Source organism: Senegalia massiliensis (genome assembly GCF_009911265.1).
GTDB lineage: Bacteria > Bacillota > Clostridia > Tissierellales > SIT17 > Anaeromonas > Anaeromonas massiliensis_A.
In genome coordinates, this window is sequence record NZ_QXXA01000025.1 from 1 (window position 1) to 24,626 (window position 24,626).

The following is a 24,626-nucleotide window of genomic DNA, read 5'->3' on the forward strand; positions in this document are numbered from 1 at the left end:
GAAATAGTTGATACAGCAGTAAAGATATATTTTAGTAACAATATTAGTGCCAAAGAAGCAATAGAAAAAGCTAAAAGAATGTGGAGGGCAAAATCGTGAAGGTAGGTAAAAAATACGAAGTTATCCAGGCAGGTAGAAAAGGTTACAAAAATAGGATAGTAGGAACTGTGATAGAGGAATATCCAAGTCTTTATAGTTTTCAAACGAAAAATTATAGGACAAACATAAATAAATCAGATTTAGCTTGTGGTGATTATACTGCTAAACCTATATAGGAGGAATGAAGAATGAAAAGGTATATATGCACAAAAGAATTATTAATACCGAGATATGATGACCACGGTTGTCAAGTTGAAAATGAGGATATTGAAATAGTGAAAGGCAGTATATGGGAAATAGATGATACTAATTTTAGAATGATAGGTGGAATTAATAGTATTAGATTATTAAATGATGAACATGGATGGTTAGAAATAGAAGGAGATACCTTAAAAGAATATTTTGAGGTAAAAGGAGAGTGTCAATAAATGAAAGTTTATATAAAGGAATTAGAAGGACAAAATTGTGTATTTGAATCAATATCAGGGATTATTGCATCAGTAGAAGTAGAAGTGGATTGCAATGAAGAGTATATAGATAAAACTATTGAAGAGAGAGAAGGAATAGTTAATGATATCGTAAATGAAATAAGAAAATTAAATATAGGTGAAAAAATAGAAAGATTCGGCTTTAATTGGAAAGTTGAAGAAATGTCAAAAGAAGAGTATTTCTGCTTAGGAGAGTTTGAAGGATGGTAAAGTTACAAAATAAAAAGGAGAGTGTAAATATGATAAAGCATTTAAAGTATCTTTTAGATGGAACTTTGATGAAAAGATACATTATAAATAATATTTTAAGGAGTGAATAAATTGGGAATTCATAGAGGAGATACGTTTGAAGAATATATAAACTATTCTAATATAGCTTATCAAAGAAAAAAGATAGCATTGGTACAAAAGATATCTACTCCAGTAAAAGTTTTAAAGAGAAAAGGAAATAAAATAGTAAATGGTTATTTTGAACAAAAAAGCACCTTAGACTTTATAGGAGTATATGATGAATTACCTATATCTTTTGATGCTAAAGAAACTAAAGAGAATAGATTTCCTTTGAAAAATATACATCAACATCAAATAGAATTTATGGAAAGTTGGAATTTAAATGGAGGACGAGCTTTTATATTAGTATCATTTAAAAGTAAAGATAAGGTCTTTAGATTAGAATTTGATGATTTAATTTTTCACTGGGCAACGTGGGAAGAAAATAAAGGAAAGAGAGGTTTTGCAAGTATTCCATACAGTTTTTTTGAAGATGATTGTCAAGAAATAGTTTCAAGAAATGGAATATTATTAGACTACTTGGAGGGATTGAAATGAAAACATTAGATGCAATGAAAGAGATTTATAAAAATACAAGTAAGGAATTTGAGTGTAAGCACATAGGTAAAATTTATATATTAAAGTATCACGAGCTATTAAATGAAATAAAAGCAAACGCAAAAGATGAAACTTGCAATTTAGAATTAAATAATTTAGATGTACTGAAGTTTGATTGGAAAGAAGTAAAAAAGCCTGTTGATTTTATGGCAGTAGTAAAGAGTAGAAAAAAAGTAAAGGTAGAACACGAGCTTTTAGAAGAAGAACAAGAGGAATATTTAAGCTTAGATATTTTAATGTTCAACTTAAGCAATATGCACTATGAACCAGATTTTACGGACATTATATTAAATGGAAAATGGTATATAGAAGATTAAGGAGGTAGTGAACATGAAAGGTTGTAAATTTTGTAAAGAGGATTTAAACGAATGGGGATATATCGGAACAACTCATACTTGTTATGGTGAATTTGGTATCGAAATAATAGAAGATAAATTGCGAATAAATGATGATTACGGACATGAAGATACTATAGACATTAGTTTTTGCCCTATGTGTGGCACTAAATTAAGGAAGTTAAATAATGACGGATAGAGAAAAATTAATAGATTTACTAAGTAGATTAAAAGATGAAGATGTTTCAGAGGTATATAGGCATAGCAATTATCATAGTGGAAGAATAGAAATAAATATAGAATTCAACAAAGATTTATCGGGTTATGAAGAAATAGAATACTTTGATAGATGTGCATATTGGGAATAGAGAAGACAATAAAAAATAGGGAGTGGATATATATGAAAAAGAAAATAAGTATATTGGTAATTGTAGGAGTATTGGTGCTAGGAGTACTAGGAGGATGTAGACAGTCAGATAAGGTATCTCATAACATTTCACTTGAAGCAGATAATTTTAATGTGATTAGAAGATTTACAGTGATAAATGCAATGTCAGATGAACCAGTATTTGAATTAGTAGGTGCATTTTCATATGAAACTTATGACAATAGAATTGAAATTACTGTAGAAACAGGAAAAGATAATTATAAAAAGCATTCAGTTGCATTAACAGAATTTACTATATGGAATGTAGAAGACCTGTATGGTGCTGATGTAGATAGATATAAGTATATAGTTAATTTTCAACCAGAGTCTATAGTTCCTATGACTATTGAAAATCTTGATTAGGAGATAAATATGAACAAATTTCAAAAATGGACAATAAAGGAAATTAAACTTGAAGAATTTATAAAAGAACATATTAAAAAGCAACCAAAAAGAAATATTTCTTATAGAAAAGCTAGAATTGAAGCTAGAGAAAAATTGAGAAAGTTAATTAAAAACTCAAGTGATGATGAATTAGAATATTTTGGACTTAAAAGAAAGAGGTAAAATAATGAAAAATGTCACTTGTAAATATGAAAATGGCGATATAAAAGAGTTTAATTATGATGAATATAAAAGTAGTATAGAAAAGACAAAAGATGCTTTAGATAGAAAACAAGGTGAATTTTACTACACTATCATCAATAGTCCTTTAATAGAATTAAGAGTAGATGATGAAGTAATATATCAAAAGGAGTAGATTAATGCAAGAAATAAGATGTAAAGTATGTAACAAATTATTAGGAAGAGTACCAAAGGCAGTAGTATTTGAAATAGAGATGAAGTGCCCAAGGTGTAAATCAGTAAGAATATATAATAAAGAAGCTCTAGAAGCTCAGGGATAGTTTTCCCTGGGTTTCTTTTATTTTAGGAGGGGAGATATGCAAGATTTAATTATAGAAATACAAAAGTTAAGAAACACTCTAACTTTAGCAGTAAATAAATTAAGAGAAAGAGGGACAAAAAAGGCAGAAGCAGAAAAAAAATATAGAATAGCACTTGCTACAGAAATATTAAAACATAGAGATAACAAGGTACCTGTCACAATCATTGCAGATATTTGCCGAGGTGATGAAAGGATAGCAGAATTAAAATTCAAAAGAGATGTAGCAGAGACATTATATAAAACAGCAGAAGAAAAGATTAATGCAACTAAGTTAGAGATTAGAATTGTAGAAAATCAATTAAATGCTATAAGAAAAGGGGAGTGAGGTATATGACAAATAATAGGTTTAAACCATACTGGGAATTATGTGAAGATATAGAAATATGGACTTATAGATATGAAAGTTATAGAGCACAGTATAAAGCACTAGTAAAAATGGTGAATTTAGATGGACCCAAACATATAAAAGGAGTTGATTATAGTCAGCCAAGAGTATCAGGTGGTGGAGGACAAATAGATTTAGCAGAAGCAATAGAAAGGTTACAGAGGATAGAAAGTAATTTATTTTTACATAGTGAAGCTATTACAAAAATGGAAGAAGAAAAGGAAAAGATGGAGAAGAAACTAAAGGATCTAGTAGGTTTAGAATACAGGGTTATATATATGAGAGATATAGAAGGTAAGAAACTTAAGGATATAGCATCAGAATTAAATTATAGTTATGATTATATAAAAGAAATATCAGCAAGAAATCCCACTAAAAACCCACCAAAGTAAAAAAAGAAGTGTGCTATAATGGTATTAAGAGAAAGACCGACGAAATACACAGGCTTTCATCATAAATTTAATATTATATATAAAAGAACACTTAAACGCCAGGAGTGTTCTTCTTATTATGCCAAAAAGGTGAGAATATGAAAATAACAGATAAGAAATTTAATAAGAGTAAATGTAAAAATTGTATATGGAGAACTAAGATAGATTCAAATACTTATTATTGTATGTTGCCAAGTTGTGATAAAAAAAGGAAAGATAAAAAGGATGATTAACTTGTCATCCAGGAATAAGTAATTTATTAAGGAGGAAGGTATAATGGATATATCAAAATTAACTACACAAGAATTAGATATGTGTAACAGAAAGAATGAAAAATTAAAGAACGAATTAGAGGAATGTAAAAAGGTACTATCAAAGCAAATAGATGAATTAACTACTGAGAATAAAAAGTTAAAAGAAAGGGCTGAATATGCTATACCAGCAAGAGAGAATATAAGTGAAAAATCACTAATGGAGGACCTTACAAAAAGAGAGTATGAGTTAAGGCAGCTAAGAAAAGAGCTTACAGATTTATTAGAAAAGCATAATGCAGCAAAAGAAATTATAAAAGAATATAGTAAGTTAATATAGAATATTGTCGAATATTGCGATTGAAATATGAAGGATTCTCTTTTTTTATGTAGAATATTGTAAACAGAAAGGGGAGGTAATGTTATGAACTTGATTGAGCAATCATTACACTTAAATGTAATAAAAGAAAAATTAGATGTAAAGACTGAAAAAACAAAGGAAGGCAAAATCGTAATAATTAACTGGATAGAAGTATCTAATGCATTAAATAAATTGCTAGATTTTGATTTTTTAAGAAAACAAGCAAAGGAAATATTCCAAATAGATGATATTATTAATATAAGGATTGATAGGTGGATTACAGACGCTAAAACACATAAATTGTTAATAGAAAAAATAGGATCATTAAAAAAATCTATAGAAGCATGCATAGGACTGATAGAAGAATATACTAAAGAAGATTTTAAAGTATCTGAAGGAAAAGGATTAGTTCATACAAGGATGCCAGACGATATAGATATGAAAAAGATGTCTAAAATTACTAGCAATTTAGATAAAGTATTTAATCAATGTCCATTAATAAATGATAAAGTGAAATTTATGGGTGTCGAAAAAGGTTCTGTATATTTTGTATTCGGAGCTTCAATACTAACAATATCAGTGCTTGGTAAGTTATTAAATGCAGCTTTGGATGTACAAAGAAAATATTATCAGAATCAGATGTTAAAAAACAAATTAGAGACTATGGATAATATTAGTGATACAATAGAACCGATAATTGAAGAATTAGAAAATGAAGTAAAAGAGTATTCTAGAGAAAAAGCAAATGCTATAGATGAATCTGGGAAACTTGAACCAGAGAATATAGAAAGGTTGAGTTTATCTATAAAAATTTTAAGTGAGTTAATAGGGCAAGGTGTAGAAATGCAATGTTCACTATATGGAGAACAGGAAAATATGGATATATCTTTTCCTCTTAAAAAAGATTTTAAAAATTTATTAGAAACTACAAAAATGATAAATGGAAATTAGTATAACAAAAGACACCTTAATAAGGTGTCTTTTGTTATATATAAATAAGCATATAGCAATCGAGGTGGTGGTATGGCAAAGAAATTAACTATAATGCAAAAGAGATTTTGTGATTATTATATTGAGACAGCAAATGCAACAGAAGCAGCATTAAAAGCAGGATATTCTAAAAAAACAGCAAGACAGATGGGAAGTGAAAACCTTTCAAAACCTTACATTAAATCTTATATAGATGAAAGACTTAAAATACTCCAAGACAAAAGGATAGCAAAACAAGAAGAAGTATTAGAATATCTTACTAGAGCAATGAGAGGAGAAGAAACAGAAGAAGTAGTAGTAATAGAATCTAAAGGTGACTTTGAAAGTAAAGCTAGAATTATTAAAAAACAACTATCGGGTAAAGACAGAAATAAAGCTGCTGAATTATTAGGTAAAAGATATGCTACATTTACTGATAACAAAAATCTAGATATTAAAGTTCCAGAAATAGTATTTGATATAAAAGATGATGAAAATGAAGAGGATTAGCTTACAAAAATTAATAGGTCAAGGGTATAACAAGGCCTGGAATACTAAAAAATTCTACAAAGTAATAAAAGGATCTAGAGGTAGCAAGAAATCAGTAACTACTCAAATAGAAATAATATCTAAAATGATGGCTCATCCTTGGATGAATGTTATAGCTGCAAGAAGATATCAGAACACTTTAAGAGATAGTATGTATGTAGGGTTAAAGAGTGCTACTCATAGATTAGAAGTATCTCATTTATGGACATTTACAGTTAGTCCAATGGAAGCTACTTATTTGCCAACAGGACAAAAAATATTATTTAGAGGATTTGATGACCCTTTAAAAATGACATCTATTCAATTAGAAAAAGGAACAATAACTCATTTATGGGTAGAGGAAGCTTATGAATTAGAAAGTAGAGATAAATTAGATACAGTAGTAGAAGCTATGAGGGGTATTATAGATGACCCTAAAGCTTATAGACAAGTAATACTTACATTTAATCCATGGAGTGAACATCACTGGTTAAAAGAAGAATTCTTTGATTTAGAAGATGAAGATATATTTACAATGACTACTACTTATAAAATAAATGAATTTCTAGATAAAGATACAATAAGAAGATATGAAAAGCTATATAAGACCAATCCTCGAAGAGCTAAGATAGTATGTGATGGAGAATGGGGAATATCAGAAGGGTTAGTATTTGAAAATGTAACATATGAATACTTTGATATCCAAGAGAAAATAAAAGAACAATTACAATTATTAATAGGTTTAGACTTTGGATATGAACATGATCCAACAGCATTAATAGTTGCCTTATTAGATGAAGAAAATGAAAAGATATATATTATAGATGAACATTATGAACAGGGTATGAGAACCAAAGCTATTGCTAGTATGTTAAAAGAAAAAGGGTATCAAAAGTCAACTATAATAGCAGATAGTGCAGAAGGTAGGCTTATAGATGAAATAAGGTATGATTACAATATTAAAGGTATTAAGAAAAGTGACAAAGGACCTGGAAGTGTAAATCAGGGAATAGAGGAATTAAAAAACTATCAAATTATATGTCATCCTAATTGCACTAATACAAAAGAAGAATTTTATTCCTATGCTTATAAAAAGGATAAAATATCAGATAAATTTCTTAATAAACCAGAAGATAAGAATAATCACTTAATGGATGCACTAAGATATTCATTGCAATCCAAAAAGCAAAAAGTATCAATTAGGATGTTTAAAGGAGGGATATAAAGTGTTTATATTAGATTCAGAAACAGAAATGACAGAAGAATTATTATTAGAACTTATAGATAAACATAAAGCTTACCATGAAAGATATGAAAGGCTTAAAAAGATGTATAAACATGAACATGAAATATTAGATCTACCTAAAAAAGAAGCATATAAGCCTGATAATCGTTTAGTTGTCAACTATGCAAAATATATAGTAGATACTTTAAACGGTTTTTTTATTGGAGTACCTATTAAAATTAAACATGATAAAAAAGAAATTAATGACTATTTAGAGTTTATAGATAAATTTAATGATCAAGATGATAATAATGCGGAACTATCAAAGTTATGTTCTATATATGGTCATGCTTATGAAATGATATATGTAGATGAAATAAATGATAAAGCACATATGGGTATAACTTATATAGAGCCAATGGAAGCTTTTGTTGTATACGATAATTCTATAGTGGGTAGACCAATGTATGGAGTGAGGTATTATAATTCTGTAGAAGGCAAGCTAGAAGGTTCTTACAGTGATAAAAATACAATATATTATTTCAATGAAAATGATAGAGGTGAAATAGTAATAGGCGAAACCAAACCTCACTTATTTGGAGATGTACCGATTTATGAATATGTTGAGAATGAAGAAAAATTAGGAGCATTTGAAGGGGTAGAGACTCTTATAAATGCTAATAACAAAGCTTTATCCGAAAAGGCGAATGATGTTGAATACTTTGCAGACGCTTATTTATTAATATTAGGAGCAATATTAAATGAAGAAGCTTTAAATAAATTTAGAGATAATAGAATTATTAATATGGAAGGCAGAGATATTGAAAAGCTAGTAGTAGAATTTTTAGAGAAACCTTCTGCTGATGAAACCCAAGAAAATCTTATTGATAGATTAGAGAAACTTATATTTCAAATATCTATGGTTATGAACATTAACGATGAAAACTTCGGTACGCAATCAGGCATAGCATTAAAATATAAATTGCAATCCATGGAGAATTTAGCAAAGACTAAGGAAAGAAAGTTTCAAAGTGGATTAAATAAAAGATATAGAATGATAGCTAATACAGGACTAACTCCTTTAAAGGGGGATGAATGGGTAGGAATATCAACTCAATTCACGAGAAATTATCCAGCTAACCTTAAGGAGGAAAGTGAAATAGCTAAAAACCTTAAAGGTGTAACAAGTGATGAAACAGCGTTAAGTGTATTAAGTATGGTGGAAGATGCAAAAAGAGAAGTAGAAAAGATTAATGAACAATATAATTCAGATGATAGTTTTGATTTTAAAGAAGAAGCTGATGTAGATGAAGAGTAATAAATACTGGCAAGAAAGACAAAAAGCTTATTTTAGCAATATAGAAAGAGATGAAAATAAGCTTCTTAAAAAGCTATACAAAGAATATAGCAAAGAGGCTAAAAGGCTCAATAAGGAAATAGCTAGTTATTATATAAAGTATGGCAAGGACAACATAATAGAATATAAAGATTTATTGGTAGAATTACATCCCGAAGAAAGAGATTTATTAATTGAAGATATAGATTTATTTTTTGAATTACACTCTAAACTTGAACATTTAAAACCTATTAGAAAAAACATGTATAAAGTAGATAGACTGGAATCCCTTAACTATGCAATCACTAAGGGACAGTTAGAGTTAGGATTAAAAGAAGAACAATTAATAATGGATCATCTATCACGAGGGTTTAGTGATACTTATTATAAAGTTATAAAAGATATGAATCTAGGAGTAAATGATTCTATTATTAATGATTCTATGGCTAGGGATTTAGTTAATACTAAATGGCTAAATGGTAAGAATTTCAGTGATAGACTTTGGACCAATAAACAAAAGCTGATAGATTATATGACTACTGATTTTAAGAATGGTGTTATAAGAGGAGATAATTATAATAAATTAGGCAATATATTAAAAAGAAGATTTATTAAAAGGAGTAAGAATGATATTAAACGATTAATATATACAGAAGGAACTTTTGTTCAGAATCAGGCCATGGCAAGACCATTTGAAGATATGGGATATGATACCTATATTTATGATGCTATATTAGATAATAGGACTTCTGATACTTGTGAAGGTCTTAATGGACAAGAATTTTTATTTAAAGATAAGCAAGCAGGAGTTAATTTTCCTCCAATGCATTCATGGTGTAGGTCTTCCTTTATGGTAAAATTATGATATTATATATTTATATATAATAAAAAGCATATATAGGAGGAAGGTTATATGGAAATAGTCTTAGTCATAGTAGGATCATTGTTAACATTTATAGGATTAGTGATGATGATAGTTAATTTTATTCGTAAAAAGCCTATAAAAATGTATGGTGTAGCTCTTGGATTAGGTATAGTAGTATTTATTGGTGGTGCATTTATGATTAATGCAAGAATAGAAGATGATTTAGCAGAAGCTAAAGAAGCAACAAAAAAGCAATATGAACAAGATAAGAAAAATATTAAAAAGAAAATATCTGATAAAGAAAAAGAAATAAAAGAGAAGGAAAAAGAAGAAATTGAAAAGAAGAAAGCTAAAGGTGAAGTTGAGTTAGATTTAGCTATATCAGAAAGAGAATTTACTGTTGGTAAGAGTGATAAGAATTTTTTAGATGTAGAAGATGATCTTAAACCTAATTCATTTGTTAAAGGTGATTCTACTGGTAAATGGCGAAAGATTATAATAACAAAGTCTGTAGATATTAACGAATACTTGTTATCTTATAAAAAATTATATATGCCTGATGATATAGAATCAGTTCATGTTATCTTTAATTTTGCATACAATACAACTACAGTTGTACGTGATGTAGGTCCATATCTAGGAGCAGAAGTATATGAATTTGTAGAAGGAGAACCACAAGATGCCAAAAAAATAGGAACTGGATTATTATTAGGAGAATATCAAATTTATAAGGATAATGGAGATATAGTAGACTTTGAGAAAGTAGTAGAAGCTGAAGAAAATGAATAAATAAATTTAAGCAGCCTTAATTATAGGGTTGCTTTTTTATTGCACATAAATGGAGGGGTTATGATGAACGAATTAATGTTTATATTTAAACCAGTATTGATAGCACTGTCTTTACTTTTAACAGTTTCTATAGTGGTTCTAATAGGAATAATAATAATAGCTGCTATACAGAATATAAAGAAACTACTTAAAGATAAATAGGAGGGGCTTAATGTGAAATGCAAGCATGAATGGCTAGATATAACAACTAAAGATGGAAGGAAAGCTTTAATTTGCAGTAAATGTTCTAAGAAGGTTCATAAAGGGCAATTAACAAATAAAATATCAGCTGATATATCTGCTTCTATAACATTACCTATAGCTAGAGAACAAATAGATATGCCACATTATAACGGAGAAGAAACAGTCATTGTTAAAGTTTACAAGGATGATTTAATTAAGGAATTATATAAAGGATTAAATCTATCAATCAATAATTTTAATAAGGGGTGATTAAATGATAGTAATTTGTGATGAATGCAAAAAAGAATTTAAAATAAAGCTTAGAGTTAGAATTTTAAAAGAGGATATAGAAGAAGAATACTTTATTTGTCCTCAATGTAAAGCAGAATACAGAGTAAATTTAACTAATGAAAAATGTAGAGAATTAAGAAGTCAATTACAAGATCTACAAAAACAATATAGTAAAAGAAAGACTACTGATAAATTTAATCGGATAAAAAAAATACAAAAAGAGTTTAGGAAAGAAATGTTAAAATTAAATAAGGAGTTGAAGTAATCATGGATGTAAAAAATGAAACTAATATTAATGAAGAAGCTATGAAAAACTTTAAAGAAGTAATGGAAAAGATAAAAGAATTAGTGAAAATGGTGTTTAATAACATCAAAAAACTCTTTAAGAATAATCCAAGGGTTATTGATTTTTTTATAGGAAATAAAAAGGAAAAACAAAAGTTTAAACCAGTATTAAACATATATCCTAAGAAAAATTTTATATTAGATAAAAGAGCTCAGAATTATTATTGTAGAAGTAATTGCTAGGAGGTGATTAGTTGAAATTAAATATATTAGGTCAAGAATATGAAGTTTTATTATTGACTGAAGAAGAATATCCAAAACTCAAACACCTAGATGCAAATGGTATAGCTGAGTTATATAATAAGCAACTAATAATAAATAAAGATGGTACAGTTCAAAATGAAGTAACATTTGATAATTTAAAAGCTTTTACAAGCAAAGTCATAAGACATGAAATTGTACATGCTTATTTCCACGAATCGGGATTGATGGATTATTGCAATGATGAAAGGCTTGTTGATTGGATAGCTTTACAGTTACCTAAGATGGCTAATACTATTGATGATTTTGAAAAAAATCAAGAAGACTTTTATAAGTAGCAACTATTGCAAATTATGCAAGAGTTGCTTTTTTAATATAAAAATATAGTCCAAGCATTTATGACTTTAAAAGATATGGATTGTCTAAGCATTATAGACGTTAAACTTATATGGGAAATAGGAGGAATAGAAAATGTTAAAAGAATTAGAAAAGATTAACCTTCAATTATTTGCAGAAGAAGGTGAAGAACAAGAAGAAATAAAAAAAGAAGAAACTAAAAAGGAACAAAAGGCTGACGAGTCTAAAAAAGAAGCTAAGTATACTGATGAAGATATTAATAAAATAATTGATTCAAAGTTTGCTAAATGGCAGAAACAGAAAGAAGAAGAAATTAATGAAGCTAAAAAGTTAGCTGATATGAACGCTCAAGAAAAAGCAGAGTTTGAAAGAGATAAGATAAGAGAAGAACTAAAAGAATTAAGAAAAGCTAAGACTATTAGTGAAATGTCTTCTACAGCTAGAAGTATGTTAAAAGAAAAGAATATATCTATAGATGATAAATTATTAAACGTTCTAGTATCAGATGATGCAGAAAAGACAAAGGAGAATGTAGAAAGTTTTTCAGATATGTTTAGCAAAGCAGTAGAAAAAGCAGTATTAGATAAGATTAAAAACCCTAATGATAAAAAAGGCACTACTTCTACTGTAACAAAAGAAGAAATTATGAAAATAAAAGACACAACGTTAAGACAACAAAAAATTAAAGAAAATATGCATTTATTTGAATAAAAAAGGAGAATGATAATTATGGCAGCAGAAACAAATGTAATTAAACAAGTTGATTTAGCAAAAGTACAATCAGTAGATTTTGTAAATAGATTTGGAGAGAATATTTCTAAATTGATTGAAGCTTTAGGAGTTACTAGAAAATTACCAGTCCAAGCAGGTATGGTAATTAATAGATATAAGAGTGCTGATGTAACTTTAGCTGGTGGAACTGTGGCAGAAGGAGAAATAATTCCACTTTCTAAAGTTAAGACAAAGCCAGCAGAATCAATTGAAATGACAATAAAGAAATACAGAAAAGCAGTTACAGCAGAAGCTATTCAGAAATCTGGTTATGATCATGCAGTTGCAGAAACAGATGAAGCATTATTAAGAGAATTACAAAAAGGTGTAAGAACTGATTTATTTTCTCATATAACTACAAATGCAAAGGCAACTGTAGCTTATGAACATGGATTACAGGGAGCAATTGCAACGGCTTGGGGACAAATACAAACTAAATTCGAAGATGATGCAGCGGAAACTTTAGCTTTTGTAAATCCTATTGATGTTGCAAAATATCAAGGAAGTGCAAATATAACAATGCAAAAAGAGTTTGGTATGAACTTTGTTAAAGGTTTCTTAGATGCAGTGGTTATTACTAATACATCAGTACCAAAAGGAACTATATATGCTACAGCAGCAGAAAATATAGTACTAGCTTATATACCTATGAGTGCATCAGAAGTTGCAAGAGCATTCAATTTAACATCAGATGAAACCGGATTTATTGGTATGACTCATAGCCCTCAAGAAGATAGAGCAACTATACAATCTCTAGTTATGAGTGGTATAACTCTACTTACTGAAAGGGAAGATGGACTCGTTAAAGTAGCTATAACAAAAGAAGAACCAGCAGGAGCATAGATCGCTCATTTAAGGATGTGATTTAGATGGTAGAAGAACAAAACTTATTAGACAGAGTTAAAACTCGTTTGCCTGGTGAAAACCAGGTTGACGATGCTTTTTTGGCTGAAATAATAAGAACTATACAAGATAGATTAAATTTAAGACTAGGTACAGAAACATTGCCTAAACAATTTTATTCTATATTAGTAGATGCAGTAATTAAGATGTACAGAAGAAAATACTACGAAGGGATTAAGTCTGAAAGTATTGACACTATAAGTACGAGCTTTGCAGATGATGTATTAAAAGAATATGAGACAGAAATCAATTCTTATATAGATAGTAAAAAAGTGATAACTCAAAATGTAGTGAGATTCCTATGAAGTATTTTAGAGCTAATTTAATTAAAAAAATAGATACAGGACTTAAAGATGAATTGGGCAATCCTACATTTGAAGAAACTTTAATTCCTATTACAGATTGCAGAGCTACAGAATGGACTACTGATGATGTAAATATATATGGTAGAGATATTACATCAAGTAATAGAAAAATCTTCATAAAGCCTAACGTAAGTCTTGAGAATGTATATAAGATAAAAATTGATAATGAAACTTATAATATTACTAGTATAAAAAAATTAGGCAGATGGATTCTTTTAATTGTGAAAGGATTTAGAATATGAAAATAGGACTAGGTTTAAAAGGGACTCAAGCACTATCTATAGCTTTACTTAAAAAGAGTAGTGTAGCTTGGGAAAGAGTAGCTAATAAAAGTTTAGTTGAGATGTTTAATCGTGGAGCTCATCCACCAGGCACTCCGGTTGATAGTGGAGAATTAAGGCTGGGTAGAAAAGTAAAAAAAGCTAGTGCTGGCAAATCTTTTCATGGAGAATTTGGCTATAATAAAGATTATGGCCCTCATGTTGAGTATGGTCACAGGACTAGAGGTGGAGGATATGTTGAAGGTCAATATTATCTTAGGAATAATGTAGAAGCACAAAAAGATATGTATAGAAATGATCTATTGATAGAGATGAGGAAATAATATGCTTAAAAAGTTAGGGTTTGTAGAGTTTATAAAGGCAGTGATGGATAGAGTGGAAACAGGGACAGGGCTAAGGTGCTATGACGCAATACCTAAGAATGCACCTAGTCCTTTTTATTATGCAGAGATAGTAGGGCTTAGAAAAGCTGATACTAAAACTATGTTTGTAGATGTCTTTACTGTATTTATTCACGTAATAGCAGAACCTCAAGAAAATAATAGTAGTGTAGCAGTATATAAAATGATACAAGAATTAGAAGAAGCTATGACAGAAGATATTGATATAGATTGCAAATATACAGTTATATCTCAAGATAGTTTAGGTTTACAAAGAATACAAACAGATGAAACGAATGAAAAGCATGCAATCCTTAGCTATGATTTTAAAATATGCTATGGATTTAAAATTAAATAAATAGGAGGTTATGATTAATGGCGAATTATGAAGAAAATTTATATTGTGATTTTGATGCTAGTGCAACTAAAGCTTTAGCTGGTAAAGATATTATACTTGCAGTATTTGATGCTACAGGAGCTAAGTTATTAGCAGTTTCAGGACAACAAGGGTTAACTATAAATAGAACGGCAGATTCTATTGAAGTATCAAGTAAAGACACTAAAGGTGGATGGAAGTCTAAAATAGCAGGAATGAAAGAATGGTCTATTGACAATGATGGTCTTTATGTGCCGTCTGACGAAACTCACAAAACATTAGGGAAAGCTTTTGAGGACAGTAATCCAGTTTGTATAAAGGTTGTAAATGCAAAAGCTAAAGAGTCCATGTTTGGTGGACTAGCTTATATATCTGATTATTCACTAGAAGCTCCATATGATGATGCTATGACTTATAGTATAGCTTTAGAAGGTAACGGTGCATTAGTTGATTTATCAGAAGAAGCAGGAGCAACACAAATGCCAGGAGAACCTGTAGCCCCAGAAGGACCTGCAGAGTAAAAAAGGAGGTTATTAAATGTTTGAAGTAGATGGAAAACATTATGAATTAAAATATAAAATTAAAACAATAGAACAAATAGAAACAGTGTTAAAAGAATCTCTAGTTGCTACTATGAGAAAAACGGAGGGTATATTATCAATATCAACTTTAAAAGTTTGTTTTGGTTTTGCTTTGTTTAATAGTGAAGGCAATAAAGTATCACCTCAACAAGGTATGGAAATAGCAGAAAGATTGATTGAAGAAGATTACATGAAACTAAATCAAGCGGTAGTTACTACTATAGATAGAGACTGCCCTTTTTTATTCCAAGCCAACTAGTTGAATTTGAGTATCTAGGTGGCGGAGAAAGAGATTTAGAATATGAAAAATTAGCGAAGGACTATCAAAAAGAGATAGACTTCGCTTTTTTTGTTACTAATTTTAATTATACAAAAGAAGATTATTTAGATTTAACGCCTAAAGAAAAAATGTTCATTATGAAGGCTTGGGAAACTAAGCTAGTAAGTGATTCTACTCATATGAGAAATGCAGTATTAAATGCAGTTAATAATGCAATGAGAAAGAAAAATAAAAAGTTTGTAGATTTATGGAAGAAGAAACAAAAGAAACTAGATAAAGAGTTAGCACGTAACAATTTAAAAATAGTGCAAAAATTAGAAAAAGATAATGATAAATCTTGGGTTGAGAAAATATACAAAGCAAATGGAATGAAAAAACCTCAAAGGAAGGAGGTTAACAATGTCTGATTATACATTAAGTGCAAAAATAACAGGAGATTCTAAAAGTTTTGAAAGTGCATTTATAAGAGCACAAAACAAAATGAAAAGTTTTGATAAAAAAGTAAAAAACATGGGTGCTAATATATCTAGATCTGGAAAAAATATGATGAAATTTGGAAGTAAAGTATCTTTGATGACAGCCCCTTTGCTGTTACTGGGCAAATCTGCACTTAAGACAGGCATGCAGTTTGAGTCGAGCATGAGTCAAGTTGCTGCAACTATGGGAATAACGAAAGATGAAATAGCGAAAGGTAGCAAATCTTTTGATATGTTAGAAAAAGCAGCTAGAGAATCTGGAAAGGTGACACAATATAGTGCTAGCGAATCGGCAGAGGCCTTAAATTACTTAGCTTTAGCAGGATATAATGCAGAACAAGCAATAGAAACATTACCTAAAGTACTGAGTTTAGCATCAGCAGGTGGATTAGACCTTGCTTATACTTCAGACTTAATTACAGATAGTGCTAGTGCATTAGGTCTTGAAATAGATGATTTAGATGGTTTTATAGACCAAATGGCTAGAACTTCTCAAAAATCTAATACAAATGTAGGACAATTAGGGGAAGCTATACTCAAGGTTGGAGCAAATGCTAGAGATTTAAAAGGTGGGACATTAGAGCTTAATACAGCTATTGGACTATTAGGAAACGTAGGTTTAAAAGGGTCTGAAGCTGGAACTAAATTAAGAAACGTAATAATGGCGATGACACCTACAACTGATGCAGCAGTAGCAGCTTTCAAAGCATTGGGAGTACAGACATATGATGCAAATGGAGAACTCAAAGGATTAGATAATATATTTACAGATTTAAATAAATCTATGGCCAACATGACTACAGAAGAAAAGAAACGAATGATTTCATCTATATTTAATAAACAAGATATGGCAGCAGCTCTTTCTCTTTTAGCTTCAACAGCTCAAAGTACAGATGACTTAAACTTTGCATTAGAAGAGTTAGGCGTACCTATGAAGGATATAGATATGAACATGGATAGTTTAGTAGGCAAAGTATCAGAGTATGGAGATGAACAAGAGTTTGCGAGTTTTGCAATGAAAGAGTTTGGATTAACAGCAGAACAATCTGGAGTTCTATATAATACATTATCTGAGGCTATAGAAGGAGATTCAGCGTGGAATAGCTTAGCGAAAGAAATAAAAAATTCAGATGGTGCTGCTCAAGACATGTCTGATACTTTAAATGACAATCTAGAGGGTGATGTAAAGAGAATGGGAAGTGCATTTTCAGAGTTTCAGATTGCTTTATATGAAACATCAAATGGAGCTATGTCAGATTTTATAGTGAAAGTAACGGAGATAATAAATAAGTTATCATCCCTTGATAGCTCTACACTACAAATAATAACAGCAATAGCAGGAATAGCACTTATAGCAGGGCCGACTATTGTAATTTTAGGAGCAATAGCAACAGCTTTTGGAACATTAATATCAGTTGGTGCAGCAATAGCAGGAGCTTTATTAAGCCCTATTGGATTAGTTGTAACAGCAATAGTTGGATTAGGTGTCGCCTTAATTAATGCTTTAGTTCCAGGCGATACTTTTTTAGCTAAATTAAAAACAATAGGAACTTATATAATGGATATGTCAAGGAATATTATTCCTATGCTTAAAAATGCTTTTGCTACAGTTTCAGAAGTATTCATGAGTATAGTTAGTGTTATAGTATCAACATTTATGCCAACTTTTAATATTGTTAAAACTGCTATTATAGATATTGCCATAGCTGCAATACCTTTTATAGTTAATGCTTTTATGACATTAGTAAATATAGTAGTAAGTGTAGGCCAAGCAGTTATAAATATAGCATCAGCGGTATTCCCCGTTCTACTAAATGTATTTAACATGTTAGTACCTGTTATATCAGATATAGTTGTTATATTAATGAATGTAGGCACTCAAGTTTTAGCAATGGCATCTAAATTAATAACTAGTTTAATGCCTGCTTTAACAACGTTAATTCAAACTTTTATGAATATAGTACAAACTGTAGCACCTGGAGTAATTGCAGTTATTAATGCTATTATTTCAGTTATAAAAGTTATGATTCCAATTATTATGAGTATAGTTTCTACTGTAGTTACTGTTATAGCAAATATATTCTCTGCTATAACTCCTGTGATTGCTTTTATAGGAATGATTATTAATACAGTTATGGCAATTATAACGCCTATAGTATCTTTTATAGCTAATGTTATAGCAAGCATATTAACTATTATAGGTACAATAGTAGGAATAATTACAGGGATATTCAATACAGTATTTAGTGTTATTAGTGGAGTGTTTAGCAGTGTAAATACATTTATAGCAGGAGTAATAAATAGAGTTAGCTCAAAAATAAGCACGGTTTCATCAACTGTAAGCAATGTGTTTAATAAAGTATATAATATTGTTTCATCTATAATGGGTAGAGTAGGCTCTAGAGTATCAGGTGTATTTTCTAGTATTCAAAATGCTTGGTCTGGATTAACTGGTTTTGTTAATGGAGTTATGTCGGGGATAGGAACAGCAGTTTCAGACTTGGTAAGCAAGGTAAAAGGAGCAGTAAATAAAGTAACAAGTGGTATAAATAGTGCTATAGGCATTATAAATAAGATACCTGGCGTGAGCATAGGTATGATACCTCAATTGCAAAGAGGTACAGATGATTGGGCAGGTGGATTTGCTAGAATGAATGAGGGCGGCAGGGGAGAGTTAACATATCTTCCTAATGGAACAGTAGTTGTCCCTCATGATATTAGTATGAAATATGCAAAAGAATCAGCTAGAGTTAATAATAACTTTGAAGGAAATACAGAAAATATAGGTGGTAATCAGTATATAAACGTGTCTCTAGATAGTGCAAATATCTATGATACTAGAGATATAAGAGAAATAAGCAGAGAAATAGCACAAGAAATATCGAGGGAGGTGTCATTCGGATAATGGATTATTGTGAAAATGAATTAGATGTATTTATTATCTTAGATGACTTTAATACACTAGATAATAATATAAGAGTAATGGAGCTAGGGGAAAAACAACCTAGCTCTTTAAAATATGAAAAATCAGAAGCTTATGGCCAAGATGGATTTACAAAAGTATCAGCAGGTGCCTATAGAGGATTTGAAAGAACTTCTAGGTTATTAATAAGCAATGTAGAAACTTATGATTTATTTATGAATAAATTTTATATTGGTAAAGATGTTAAGGTTTATTATAGTGACGATGAAGGCAAATATAGGTACGGTACTATTTCTGATATAAAAGATAATATTCTGATAGGAGATAATAGGGAAATAGCTATTACAATAGATTTACAGCCTTTTAAGTATGTAAATCAAACAAATATAGAGATAACACACCAAACTGATTTATATAATAGTGGCAATGTATATGCTAAGCCTTTAATTTATGTTTATGGCGAGGGATTAGGAAATGTATATATAAATGGACAAACAATGAAATTAGAAGTTGACACAAGTCTTTTAATTGATTGTATTGATATAGATATATTTAATAAAGATGGAATAAGAGCTAATAGTAGAAGAAAAGAAGGTAGTTTTTTTATATTAGAAGAAGGTAAAAATATAATTGATTTTGATGGAGCTATAACAAGATTAGAAATTGATGTTGCTTGGAGGTGGAGATAATGATTGAATTTTTCCCTCCTGGTACTACTATATTTGAAGGTGGAACTTTATTACCAAAATCTTTTGATGCTAGAGTTACACATGAGAGAAATGGAAAGTTTGATTTAGAGTTTAAATATCCTCTCAAAGACCTAAAATATATGGAATTCAAACAAAAAACTATATTCTATACAGATGTACCATATATGAAAAAACAAGCTATGTATCTATCTAGCATAAAAAAAAGAAATGGGTATGTGGAAGTATATGCTAAACATTTATTCTTCTTATTAAGTAAAAACGTCACTAAAGATATAAAAAGTAGTAATGTAATAGGACCAACTATAATAAGCAGATTTACTCAATCTTTACAAATACCTCATAATTTCACTTTCTATACTAATATAACAGACTCTCATGCTTTTAATGAGCCAGGATATGCTAATGCTATGGATGTATTTGCAGAAGGCAAACACTCTATCCTAGGTCAATGGGGTGGAGTTTTAGTTATGGAGAACTGGGATATTAAATTACTCCAAAGATTTGGTAGGGATACAGAATATTTAGTAGCTAAGAGAAAAAATATAAATGATATAGAAATTGATGAAGATGGCGAGGGTGTAGTAACCAGATTGTTTTTAACTGCTGAACTTGACAATGACGAAGTTATAGAAGCTATAGTTGATAGTCCTTTAATAGATGAATATCCTCAAGTTTATGGTGAAGTTAGAGAATCTTCCAATGAAAAAATAAAAACTAAAGCTGATTTAATAAAATATGGTGAAGACATATTTAGATTGCAAAGGATAGATTTACCTGATGAATCTTTTACTGTAGATGTAACAGATGATGTAAAAGAATATGAATTTACTATAGATGATACTGCTTTAATTTACTATGAAGATTATGATCTTTATAAAAGAATAGTGGTTACATCTTATGAGTACGATCCTATGAGTCATAAATATTTAAAAATTAGATTTGGAGACAAGAAAAAAACTCTATCGCAGCAAACATCAGAAAAGGTAGAAAAAGACATAGTTAAACCTCAATTCAATATAATAAGTGAAATAATAAAAGATATAACTAATAAATTAGGTGATCCAACTGGCGGTATTATTAAATTCATACAAGATAACGAAGGTAATATAATAGAAATACTTATTACTGATAATGATAATTTAGAGCTAGCTATGGATATATGGAGAATGAACATACAAGGGATATCACATTCATCTACCGGTATAAATGGAGAATTTGATATAGCTATGACTCAAGATGGTAAAATTGTAGCTGATTTTATAGCAACTGGTGTTTTAAATGCAAATCTAATAAAAGCAGGAATGCTAAGAAGTTTAGATGGTTCTACATGGATTGATATGGAGAGTGGATACTTCAACTTTAAAGATAGAATTATATTCGATAAAGACGGTTTTATTCTTAGATTAAGCAATGGTAAAACTATAGAACAAGAAGTATCAGATAATGTAGATAATTCTATACAAGAAGCTACAACTACTATGCAATCAAATCTAGAACAAACAGAAGAATTGATAAGAAGAGAAGTAACAGAAAATTATACAGCTAAATCAGACTTTGAAACTTATCAATCCCAAGTATCCACAAAATTTGACCAGACAAGCGAGGATTTCTTATTTCAGTTCACAGAATTAACACAACAAATAAGCAATCTTGATGATGATACAAAGGCACAATTCAATGAATTAATAAAATATATAAGATTTGAAAATGGAAATATTATTTTAGGTGAAGTAGGAAATGAAATAACATTAAAAATACAAAATGATAGAATAGCATTTTTACAGAATAATTTAGAGGTAGCCTATTTATCTAATAATACTCTATATATAACCGATACAAGGGTTCTAAATAGCATAAGAATAGGTAATTTTGCCTTTATTCCTAGAAGTAATGGTAATTTAAGCTTTAAAAAGGTAGGTGAATAAAATGGCAAGTTTAACTTGGAATCCAGGTATAAACCAATATAGTCCATATGTAGTATTAACAGTAACAGAACAATCACAAAGCACATCAGGCAACTACAGTATTTTAGCTTACTCATTAAAGCTATATAGACCTAGACAAATATATTCATCTTCTAGTAAAAGCTATAATGTAAAAATTAATGGTAAAACAGTAAAGAGTGGCTCTACTTATATTGGTGGTAGTGGTACAAAAACCATAGCAAGTGGTACAACAAAGGTTTATCATAATTCAGATGGAACAAAGACAGGTGTAGCAATATCTTTCTATCAAGAAATTAGCATCACATGGAGTGGAAGCTCAACAGGAAATGCAAGTAAATCAGGAAGTATGAACTTAACTACTATACCTAGAGCATCCATACCAACGGTAAATGACTCTACTGTTTATTTAGATGATAGTGTAACTATATATACAAATAGAAAAAGTAGTGCATTTACACACACAATAACATATAACTTTAAAGGTCAAACTGGAACTATAGGAACAGGAATAAGTACAAGTAAAGCTTGGACTATACCTAAATCTTTAGCTAGTAAAATACCCAGTGACACTTCGGGTACTCTTACTATATATTTAAAAACGTATAATGGAAGCACATTGATTGGAACTAAATCTATAACTATAAAAATATACGTACCAAATACAAGTGAATTTAAACCCTCCATAGGAACAATAAATATATCTGAAGCAATTTCTGGATTAGATAGTAAGTTTGGAGCATATATAAAAGGAAAGTCAAAATTAGAAATTTCATATAGTTCTAGTGGTGCTTATGCATCGTCTATAAAAACTAAGAAAATAAGTGCTAATGGTGCAACTTATAATAGTTCTAGTGCAACTACTGGATATATTAAATCTAGTGGAACTCTTACAATAACTGCTACTATAACAGATTCTAGAGGAAGAACTGTAAGTAAAAGTACAACTGTAGATGTATTAGATTATACTTCTCCTTCTATATCTAAATTAAAAGCCTATAGGTCAAATGCAGATGGAACAGAAAATGATGAAGGCGAATATGCTAAAGTTGAAGTAAGTGGAAAGGTTACACCACTAAACGATAAAAACACAAAAAGCTTTAAAATAAAATATAAAAAGTCAAATGAATCAACTTACACAGTTGTTGATTTAGATAATTCAGCGTATACATTAAATACAAGTATAATATTACCTAATATAGATGGTAACTTTACTTATGATATTGTATTTGAAGTTAATGATTATTTTACATCAACACCAAAATTAGAACCATTACCAACAGCCTTTACACTTGTAGACTACCACGCTAATGGAAGATCTATGGCGATTGGTAAAGTATCAGAAGGTTTATATACTCTTGAAATTAGAGGTTATACTAATCTTGAAGGTAGATTATTCTTAGGGGATGGCTCAGCAGGAAGTTTAATTCACATGAAAGGTTCATCAATAGGAAGGGACAATATAAACTATATAGCTATGTATGACTCTACTGGAGTTACTAGACAGGCATATTTTGGAATTTCAAGTAATCATAGTGATAATTTCCGTATAGGCATGGAGAACGGTGGTAAAGTTGAAATTTTAGAAGATTTAGATGTGGGTGGAGAATTTAGAAATATGAGTGTACCAGTTAATAGAGGTGCTGTTCCAGAAGATTGGGCAACAATAAATCATGCAGGTGTGTGGTCTTGTAGTAATGGTAACTATATAAATTATCCTGCTGGTGCTTCAAAATATGGCGTATTAGTTACTTTTTCTAGATATTTCGGTATAAGTGATTATATAATTTATCTCTACATTGATTCGTATGGTAGAACCTATTCATGTATGAAATGGAATGGTTCTATGAAAGGGTGGAAAACATTAGCAACTTAGGGGGTGAGAATAAATGGCTTTAGGAAAAACAGTTGAACATGAAACCGGTATTGATATTTATTACTGGAATATAAACAGAATAGATATAAGAAGGAATAATGATTATGTAAGTATACAAGTTTTTGGTTATATTAATGAGAATATTTATAGAGCAGGAAAGTCAAATTTAATAGAAAGAGTTTTTATAGTTAATAATGATAATGGATTATTAGATGAATATTTTAATTCATCTAATATGGTTAATAATATTTATGATATAGGATATAAATACTTAAAAGAAAATGAAAGCTTCTTTGATGGAGCAGTAGATATATTAGAGGAAGGGGGTACTAATTGATATGAGTGATAAAAATAATAGAAGTGAAAACAATGAAAATAAAGAGTTAAACCAAGAAAAACATTCTGATTTAGTAATATATGAAACACAACAAAGGATATTAAAAGTATTGAATGGTGCTAATCTACCTATTTCAGTTAGTAGATTAATACTAAAAGAATTATTTGATGTGACTAGTACTCAGTATGATCTGAGAATAAAAGAATTGACACAATCAAAATAATTAAATAGAAGAGAAAGCTTTTAACACCTAGAAGGGTGTTTTTTTAATGCAAAAATTAAGGAGGCTAAGTGTGGAAAACTTTATATTAGAAACAGCTGCTGCTAGTGGGCTATGGGCCTTATTAGCAGTAGCTTTATTATTATACACAATTAAGAGTAGCGAAAAAAGAGAAAATAGGTTAATGAAACACCTAGATAAGACAAATGAATCACATGAAAAAATAGCTCACTCTATGGAAAAGCTGGAAGATCGTATGGAAAATGGATTCAATAAAGTTTGGGATAAAATAAATAATTTATAGGAGGAATGTAAAATGGATTTTTTAGAGTTTGTAATTGAAGAAGCATTAATTATGGTACCAGTTTTATATTTTTTAGGTTATGTATTGAAAAACACTAATCTATTAAATGACAAATATATACCTATAGCTATTACATTATTATCTATAGGTATAACACCTGC

Annotated in this window: 43 protein-coding genes; all 43 read left to right on the forward strand. The window is 29.6% G+C overall.

Annotated features, from left to right (window positions below; genetic code table 11):
* Positions 1-95 precede the first annotated feature (95 nt).
* A complete protein-coding gene (locus D3Z33_RS15460; RefSeq protein ID WP_160198677.1) occupies positions 96-275 on the forward strand; it encodes a hypothetical protein in 180 nt (59 codons plus the stop codon).
* A 12-nt stretch (positions 276-287) separates the two neighbouring features.
* The gene (locus D3Z33_RS15465; RefSeq protein WP_160198678.1) at positions 288-527 is read left to right on the forward strand and encodes a hypothetical protein; all 240 of its coding nucleotides are present in this window, start codon (positions 288-290) and stop codon (positions 525-527) included.
* A complete protein-coding gene (locus D3Z33_RS15470; protein ID WP_160198679.1) occupies positions 528-797 on the forward strand; it encodes a hypothetical protein in 270 nt (89 codons plus the stop codon).
* Between the two features lie 111 nt (positions 798-908).
* Positions 909-1,415, forward strand: coding sequence for a Holliday junction resolvase RecU (locus tag D3Z33_RS15475; protein ID WP_160198680.1), 507 nt, complete (start codon positions 909-911; stop codon positions 1,413-1,415).
* Entirely contained in the window at positions 1,412-1,792 is a 381-nt protein-coding gene (locus D3Z33_RS15480; protein WP_160198681.1) for a hypothetical protein, read from the forward strand. Before D3Z33_RS15475 ends, D3Z33_RS15480 begins: the two co-directional genes overlap by 4 nt.
* A gap of 13 nt (positions 1,793-1,805) precedes the next feature.
* Positions 1,806-2,009: a hypothetical protein gene (locus tag D3Z33_RS15485; RefSeq protein WP_160198682.1), complete on the forward strand. Its 204-nt coding sequence runs from the start codon at positions 1,806-1,808 to the stop codon at positions 2,007-2,009.
* Positions 1,999-2,178, forward strand: a complete 180-nt coding sequence (locus tag D3Z33_RS15490) for a hypothetical protein (protein WP_160198683.1) — start codon at positions 1,999-2,001, stop codon at positions 2,176-2,178. The genes D3Z33_RS15485 and D3Z33_RS15490 overlap by 11 nt, the downstream gene beginning before the upstream one ends.
* Positions 2,179-2,210: 32 nt before the next feature.
* A complete protein-coding gene (locus D3Z33_RS15495) occupies positions 2,211-2,600 on the forward strand; it encodes a hypothetical protein (protein ID WP_160198684.1) in 390 nt (129 codons plus the stop codon).
* 9 nt (positions 2,601-2,609) lie between these two features.
* Positions 2,610-2,804, forward strand: a complete 195-nt coding sequence (locus D3Z33_RS15500) for a hypothetical protein (protein WP_160198685.1) — start codon at positions 2,610-2,612, stop codon at positions 2,802-2,804.
* A 4-nt stretch (positions 2,805-2,808) separates the two neighbouring features.
* Positions 2,809-2,997: a hypothetical protein gene (locus tag D3Z33_RS15505; RefSeq protein ID WP_160198686.1), complete on the forward strand. Its 189-nt coding sequence runs from the start codon at positions 2,809-2,811 to the stop codon at positions 2,995-2,997.
* 4 nt (positions 2,998-3,001) lie between these two features.
* Positions 3,002-3,142 (forward strand): Com family DNA-binding transcriptional regulator, encoded by a 141-nt coding sequence (locus D3Z33_RS15510; protein ID WP_160198687.1) that lies wholly within the window; start codon positions 3,002-3,004, stop codon positions 3,140-3,142.
* 36 nt (positions 3,143-3,178) lie between these two features.
* Entirely contained in the window at positions 3,179-3,508 is a 330-nt protein-coding gene (locus tag D3Z33_RS15515; protein WP_160198688.1) for a hypothetical protein, read from the forward strand.
* A 5-nt stretch (positions 3,509-3,513) separates the two neighbouring features.
* Positions 3,514-3,960 (forward strand): hypothetical protein, encoded by a 447-nt coding sequence (locus D3Z33_RS15520; RefSeq protein ID WP_160198689.1) that lies wholly within the window; start codon positions 3,514-3,516, stop codon positions 3,958-3,960.
* Positions 3,961-4,097: 137 nt separating this feature from the next.
* Positions 4,098-4,232: a hypothetical protein gene (locus tag D3Z33_RS17015; RefSeq protein ID WP_279279099.1), complete on the forward strand. Its 135-nt coding sequence runs from the start codon at positions 4,098-4,100 to the stop codon at positions 4,230-4,232.
* Positions 4,233-4,275: 43 nt separating this feature from the next.
* Positions 4,276-4,590 (forward strand): hypothetical protein, encoded by a 315-nt coding sequence (locus D3Z33_RS15525; RefSeq protein ID WP_160198690.1) that lies wholly within the window; start codon positions 4,276-4,278, stop codon positions 4,588-4,590.
* A gap of 84 nt (positions 4,591-4,674) precedes the next feature.
* Positions 4,675-5,562 (forward strand): hypothetical protein, encoded by an 888-nt coding sequence (locus D3Z33_RS15530; RefSeq protein WP_160198691.1) that lies wholly within the window; start codon positions 4,675-4,677, stop codon positions 5,560-5,562.
* 72 nt (positions 5,563-5,634) lie between these two features.
* On the forward strand, positions 5,635-6,090 hold the full coding sequence (locus D3Z33_RS15535; RefSeq protein WP_160198692.1) for a terminase small subunit: 456 nt from the start codon (positions 5,635-5,637) through the stop codon (positions 6,088-6,090).
* Entirely contained in the window at positions 6,077-7,333 is a 1,257-nt protein-coding gene (locus D3Z33_RS15540; RefSeq protein ID WP_201750559.1) for a PBSX family phage terminase large subunit, read from the forward strand. Before D3Z33_RS15535 ends, D3Z33_RS15540 begins: the two co-directional genes overlap by 14 nt.
* A gap of 1 nt (position 7,334) precedes the next feature.
* On the forward strand, positions 7,335-8,651 hold the full coding sequence (locus tag D3Z33_RS15545) for a phage portal protein (protein ID WP_201750560.1): 1,317 nt from the start codon (positions 7,335-7,337) through the stop codon (positions 8,649-8,651).
* Positions 8,641-9,534 (forward strand): minor capsid protein, encoded by an 894-nt coding sequence (locus D3Z33_RS15550; RefSeq protein WP_160198693.1) that lies wholly within the window; start codon positions 8,641-8,643, stop codon positions 9,532-9,534. Before D3Z33_RS15545 ends, D3Z33_RS15550 begins: the two co-directional genes overlap by 11 nt.
* A 48-nt stretch (positions 9,535-9,582) precedes the next feature.
* Positions 9,583-10,323 carry a hypothetical protein gene (locus D3Z33_RS15555; RefSeq protein WP_160198694.1) on the forward strand — a complete coding sequence of 247 codons (741 nt, stop codon included), beginning with the start codon at positions 9,583-9,585 and terminating at the stop codon, positions 10,321-10,323.
* Positions 10,324-10,386: 63 nt separating this feature from the next.
* Positions 10,387-10,524, forward strand: a complete 138-nt coding sequence (locus D3Z33_RS15560) for a hypothetical protein (RefSeq protein WP_160198695.1) — start codon at positions 10,387-10,389, stop codon at positions 10,522-10,524.
* A gap of 12 nt (positions 10,525-10,536) precedes the next feature.
* A complete protein-coding gene (locus D3Z33_RS15565) occupies positions 10,537-10,815 on the forward strand; it encodes a hypothetical protein (protein ID WP_160198696.1) in 279 nt (92 codons plus the stop codon).
* 4 nt (positions 10,816-10,819) lie between these two features.
* Positions 10,820-11,101, forward strand: a complete 282-nt coding sequence (locus D3Z33_RS15570; protein ID WP_160198697.1) for a hypothetical protein — start codon at positions 10,820-10,822, stop codon at positions 11,099-11,101.
* A gap of 2 nt (positions 11,102-11,103) precedes the next feature.
* A complete protein-coding gene (locus D3Z33_RS15575; RefSeq protein ID WP_160198698.1) occupies positions 11,104-11,364 on the forward strand; it encodes a hypothetical protein in 261 nt (86 codons plus the stop codon).
* 11 nt (positions 11,365-11,375) lie between these two features.
* Positions 11,376-11,720 (forward strand): hypothetical protein, encoded by a 345-nt coding sequence (locus D3Z33_RS15580; RefSeq protein WP_160198699.1) that lies wholly within the window; start codon positions 11,376-11,378, stop codon positions 11,718-11,720.
* A 133-nt stretch (positions 11,721-11,853) separates the two neighbouring features.
* The gene (locus D3Z33_RS15585) at positions 11,854-12,450 is read left to right on the forward strand and encodes a DUF4355 domain-containing protein (protein ID WP_160198700.1); all 597 of its coding nucleotides are present in this window, start codon (positions 11,854-11,856) and stop codon (positions 12,448-12,450) included.
* 18 nt (positions 12,451-12,468) lie between these two features.
* On the forward strand, positions 12,469-13,353 hold the full coding sequence (locus tag D3Z33_RS15590) for a hypothetical protein (RefSeq protein WP_160198701.1): 885 nt from the start codon (positions 12,469-12,471) through the stop codon (positions 13,351-13,353).
* A 26-nt stretch (positions 13,354-13,379) separates the two neighbouring features.
* Positions 13,380-13,718 carry a phage head-tail connector protein gene (locus D3Z33_RS15595; RefSeq protein WP_160198702.1) on the forward strand — a complete coding sequence of 113 codons (339 nt, stop codon included), beginning with the start codon at positions 13,380-13,382 and terminating at the stop codon, positions 13,716-13,718.
* On the forward strand, positions 13,715-14,020 hold the full coding sequence (locus D3Z33_RS15600) for a hypothetical protein (RefSeq protein WP_160198703.1): 306 nt from the start codon (positions 13,715-13,717) through the stop codon (positions 14,018-14,020). Before D3Z33_RS15595 ends, D3Z33_RS15600 begins: the two co-directional genes overlap by 4 nt.
* Positions 14,017-14,382 carry an HK97 gp10 family phage protein gene (locus D3Z33_RS15605; protein ID WP_160198704.1) on the forward strand — a complete coding sequence of 122 codons (366 nt, stop codon included), beginning with the start codon at positions 14,017-14,019 and terminating at the stop codon, positions 14,380-14,382. The genes D3Z33_RS15600 and D3Z33_RS15605 overlap by 4 nt, the downstream gene beginning before the upstream one ends.
* A 1-nt stretch (position 14,383) precedes the next feature.
* The gene (locus D3Z33_RS15610; RefSeq protein ID WP_160198705.1) at positions 14,384-14,797 is read left to right on the forward strand and encodes a DUF5072 family protein; all 414 of its coding nucleotides are present in this window, start codon (positions 14,384-14,386) and stop codon (positions 14,795-14,797) included.
* Between the two features lie 17 nt (positions 14,798-14,814).
* Positions 14,815-15,336, forward strand: coding sequence for a phage major tail protein, TP901-1 family (locus tag D3Z33_RS15615; protein ID WP_160198706.1), 522 nt, complete (start codon positions 14,815-14,817; stop codon positions 15,334-15,336).
* A 16-nt stretch (positions 15,337-15,352) separates the two neighbouring features.
* On the forward strand, positions 15,353-15,655 hold the full coding sequence (locus tag D3Z33_RS15620; protein WP_160198707.1) for a hypothetical protein: 303 nt from the start codon (positions 15,353-15,355) through the stop codon (positions 15,653-15,655).
* Between the two features lie 158 nt (positions 15,656-15,813).
* On the forward strand, positions 15,814-16,083 hold the full coding sequence (locus D3Z33_RS16560; protein WP_207708357.1) for a hypothetical protein: 270 nt from the start codon (positions 15,814-15,816) through the stop codon (positions 16,081-16,083).
* Complete coding sequence (locus D3Z33_RS15630) at positions 16,076-19,057, forward strand: phage tail tape measure protein (protein ID WP_160198708.1); 2,982 nt, start codon at positions 16,076-16,078, stop codon at positions 19,055-19,057. Before D3Z33_RS16560 ends, D3Z33_RS15630 begins: the two co-directional genes overlap by 8 nt.
* Positions 19,057-19,764, forward strand: coding sequence for a hypothetical protein (locus tag D3Z33_RS15635; protein ID WP_160198709.1), 708 nt, complete (start codon positions 19,057-19,059; stop codon positions 19,762-19,764). The genes D3Z33_RS15630 and D3Z33_RS15635 overlap by 1 nt, the downstream gene beginning before the upstream one ends.
* Entirely contained in the window at positions 19,764-21,710 is a 1,947-nt protein-coding gene (locus tag D3Z33_RS15640) for a phage tail spike protein (RefSeq protein ID WP_160198710.1), read from the forward strand. The genes D3Z33_RS15635 and D3Z33_RS15640 overlap by 1 nt, the downstream gene beginning before the upstream one ends.
* Position 21,711: 1 nt before the next feature.
* Positions 21,712-23,604, forward strand: a complete 1,893-nt coding sequence (locus D3Z33_RS15645; protein ID WP_160198711.1) for a DUF859 family phage minor structural protein — start codon at positions 21,712-21,714, stop codon at positions 23,602-23,604.
* A 13-nt stretch (positions 23,605-23,617) separates the two neighbouring features.
* Positions 23,618-23,941: a hypothetical protein gene (locus tag D3Z33_RS15650; protein WP_160198712.1), complete on the forward strand. Its 324-nt coding sequence runs from the start codon at positions 23,618-23,620 to the stop codon at positions 23,939-23,941.
* 1 nt (position 23,942) lies between these two features.
* Positions 23,943-24,164, forward strand: a complete 222-nt coding sequence (locus D3Z33_RS15655; RefSeq protein ID WP_160198713.1) for a hypothetical protein — start codon at positions 23,943-23,945, stop codon at positions 24,162-24,164.
* Between the two features lie 70 nt (positions 24,165-24,234).
* Positions 24,235-24,465: a BhlA/UviB family holin-like peptide gene (locus tag D3Z33_RS15660; protein WP_160198714.1), complete on the forward strand. Its 231-nt coding sequence runs from the start codon at positions 24,235-24,237 to the stop codon at positions 24,463-24,465.
* Between the two features lie 51 nt (positions 24,466-24,516).
* Positions 24,517-24,626, forward strand: a 110-nt coding sequence (locus D3Z33_RS17210) for a phage holin family protein (RefSeq protein WP_431768843.1), incomplete at its 3' end; no start/stop codon positions are given.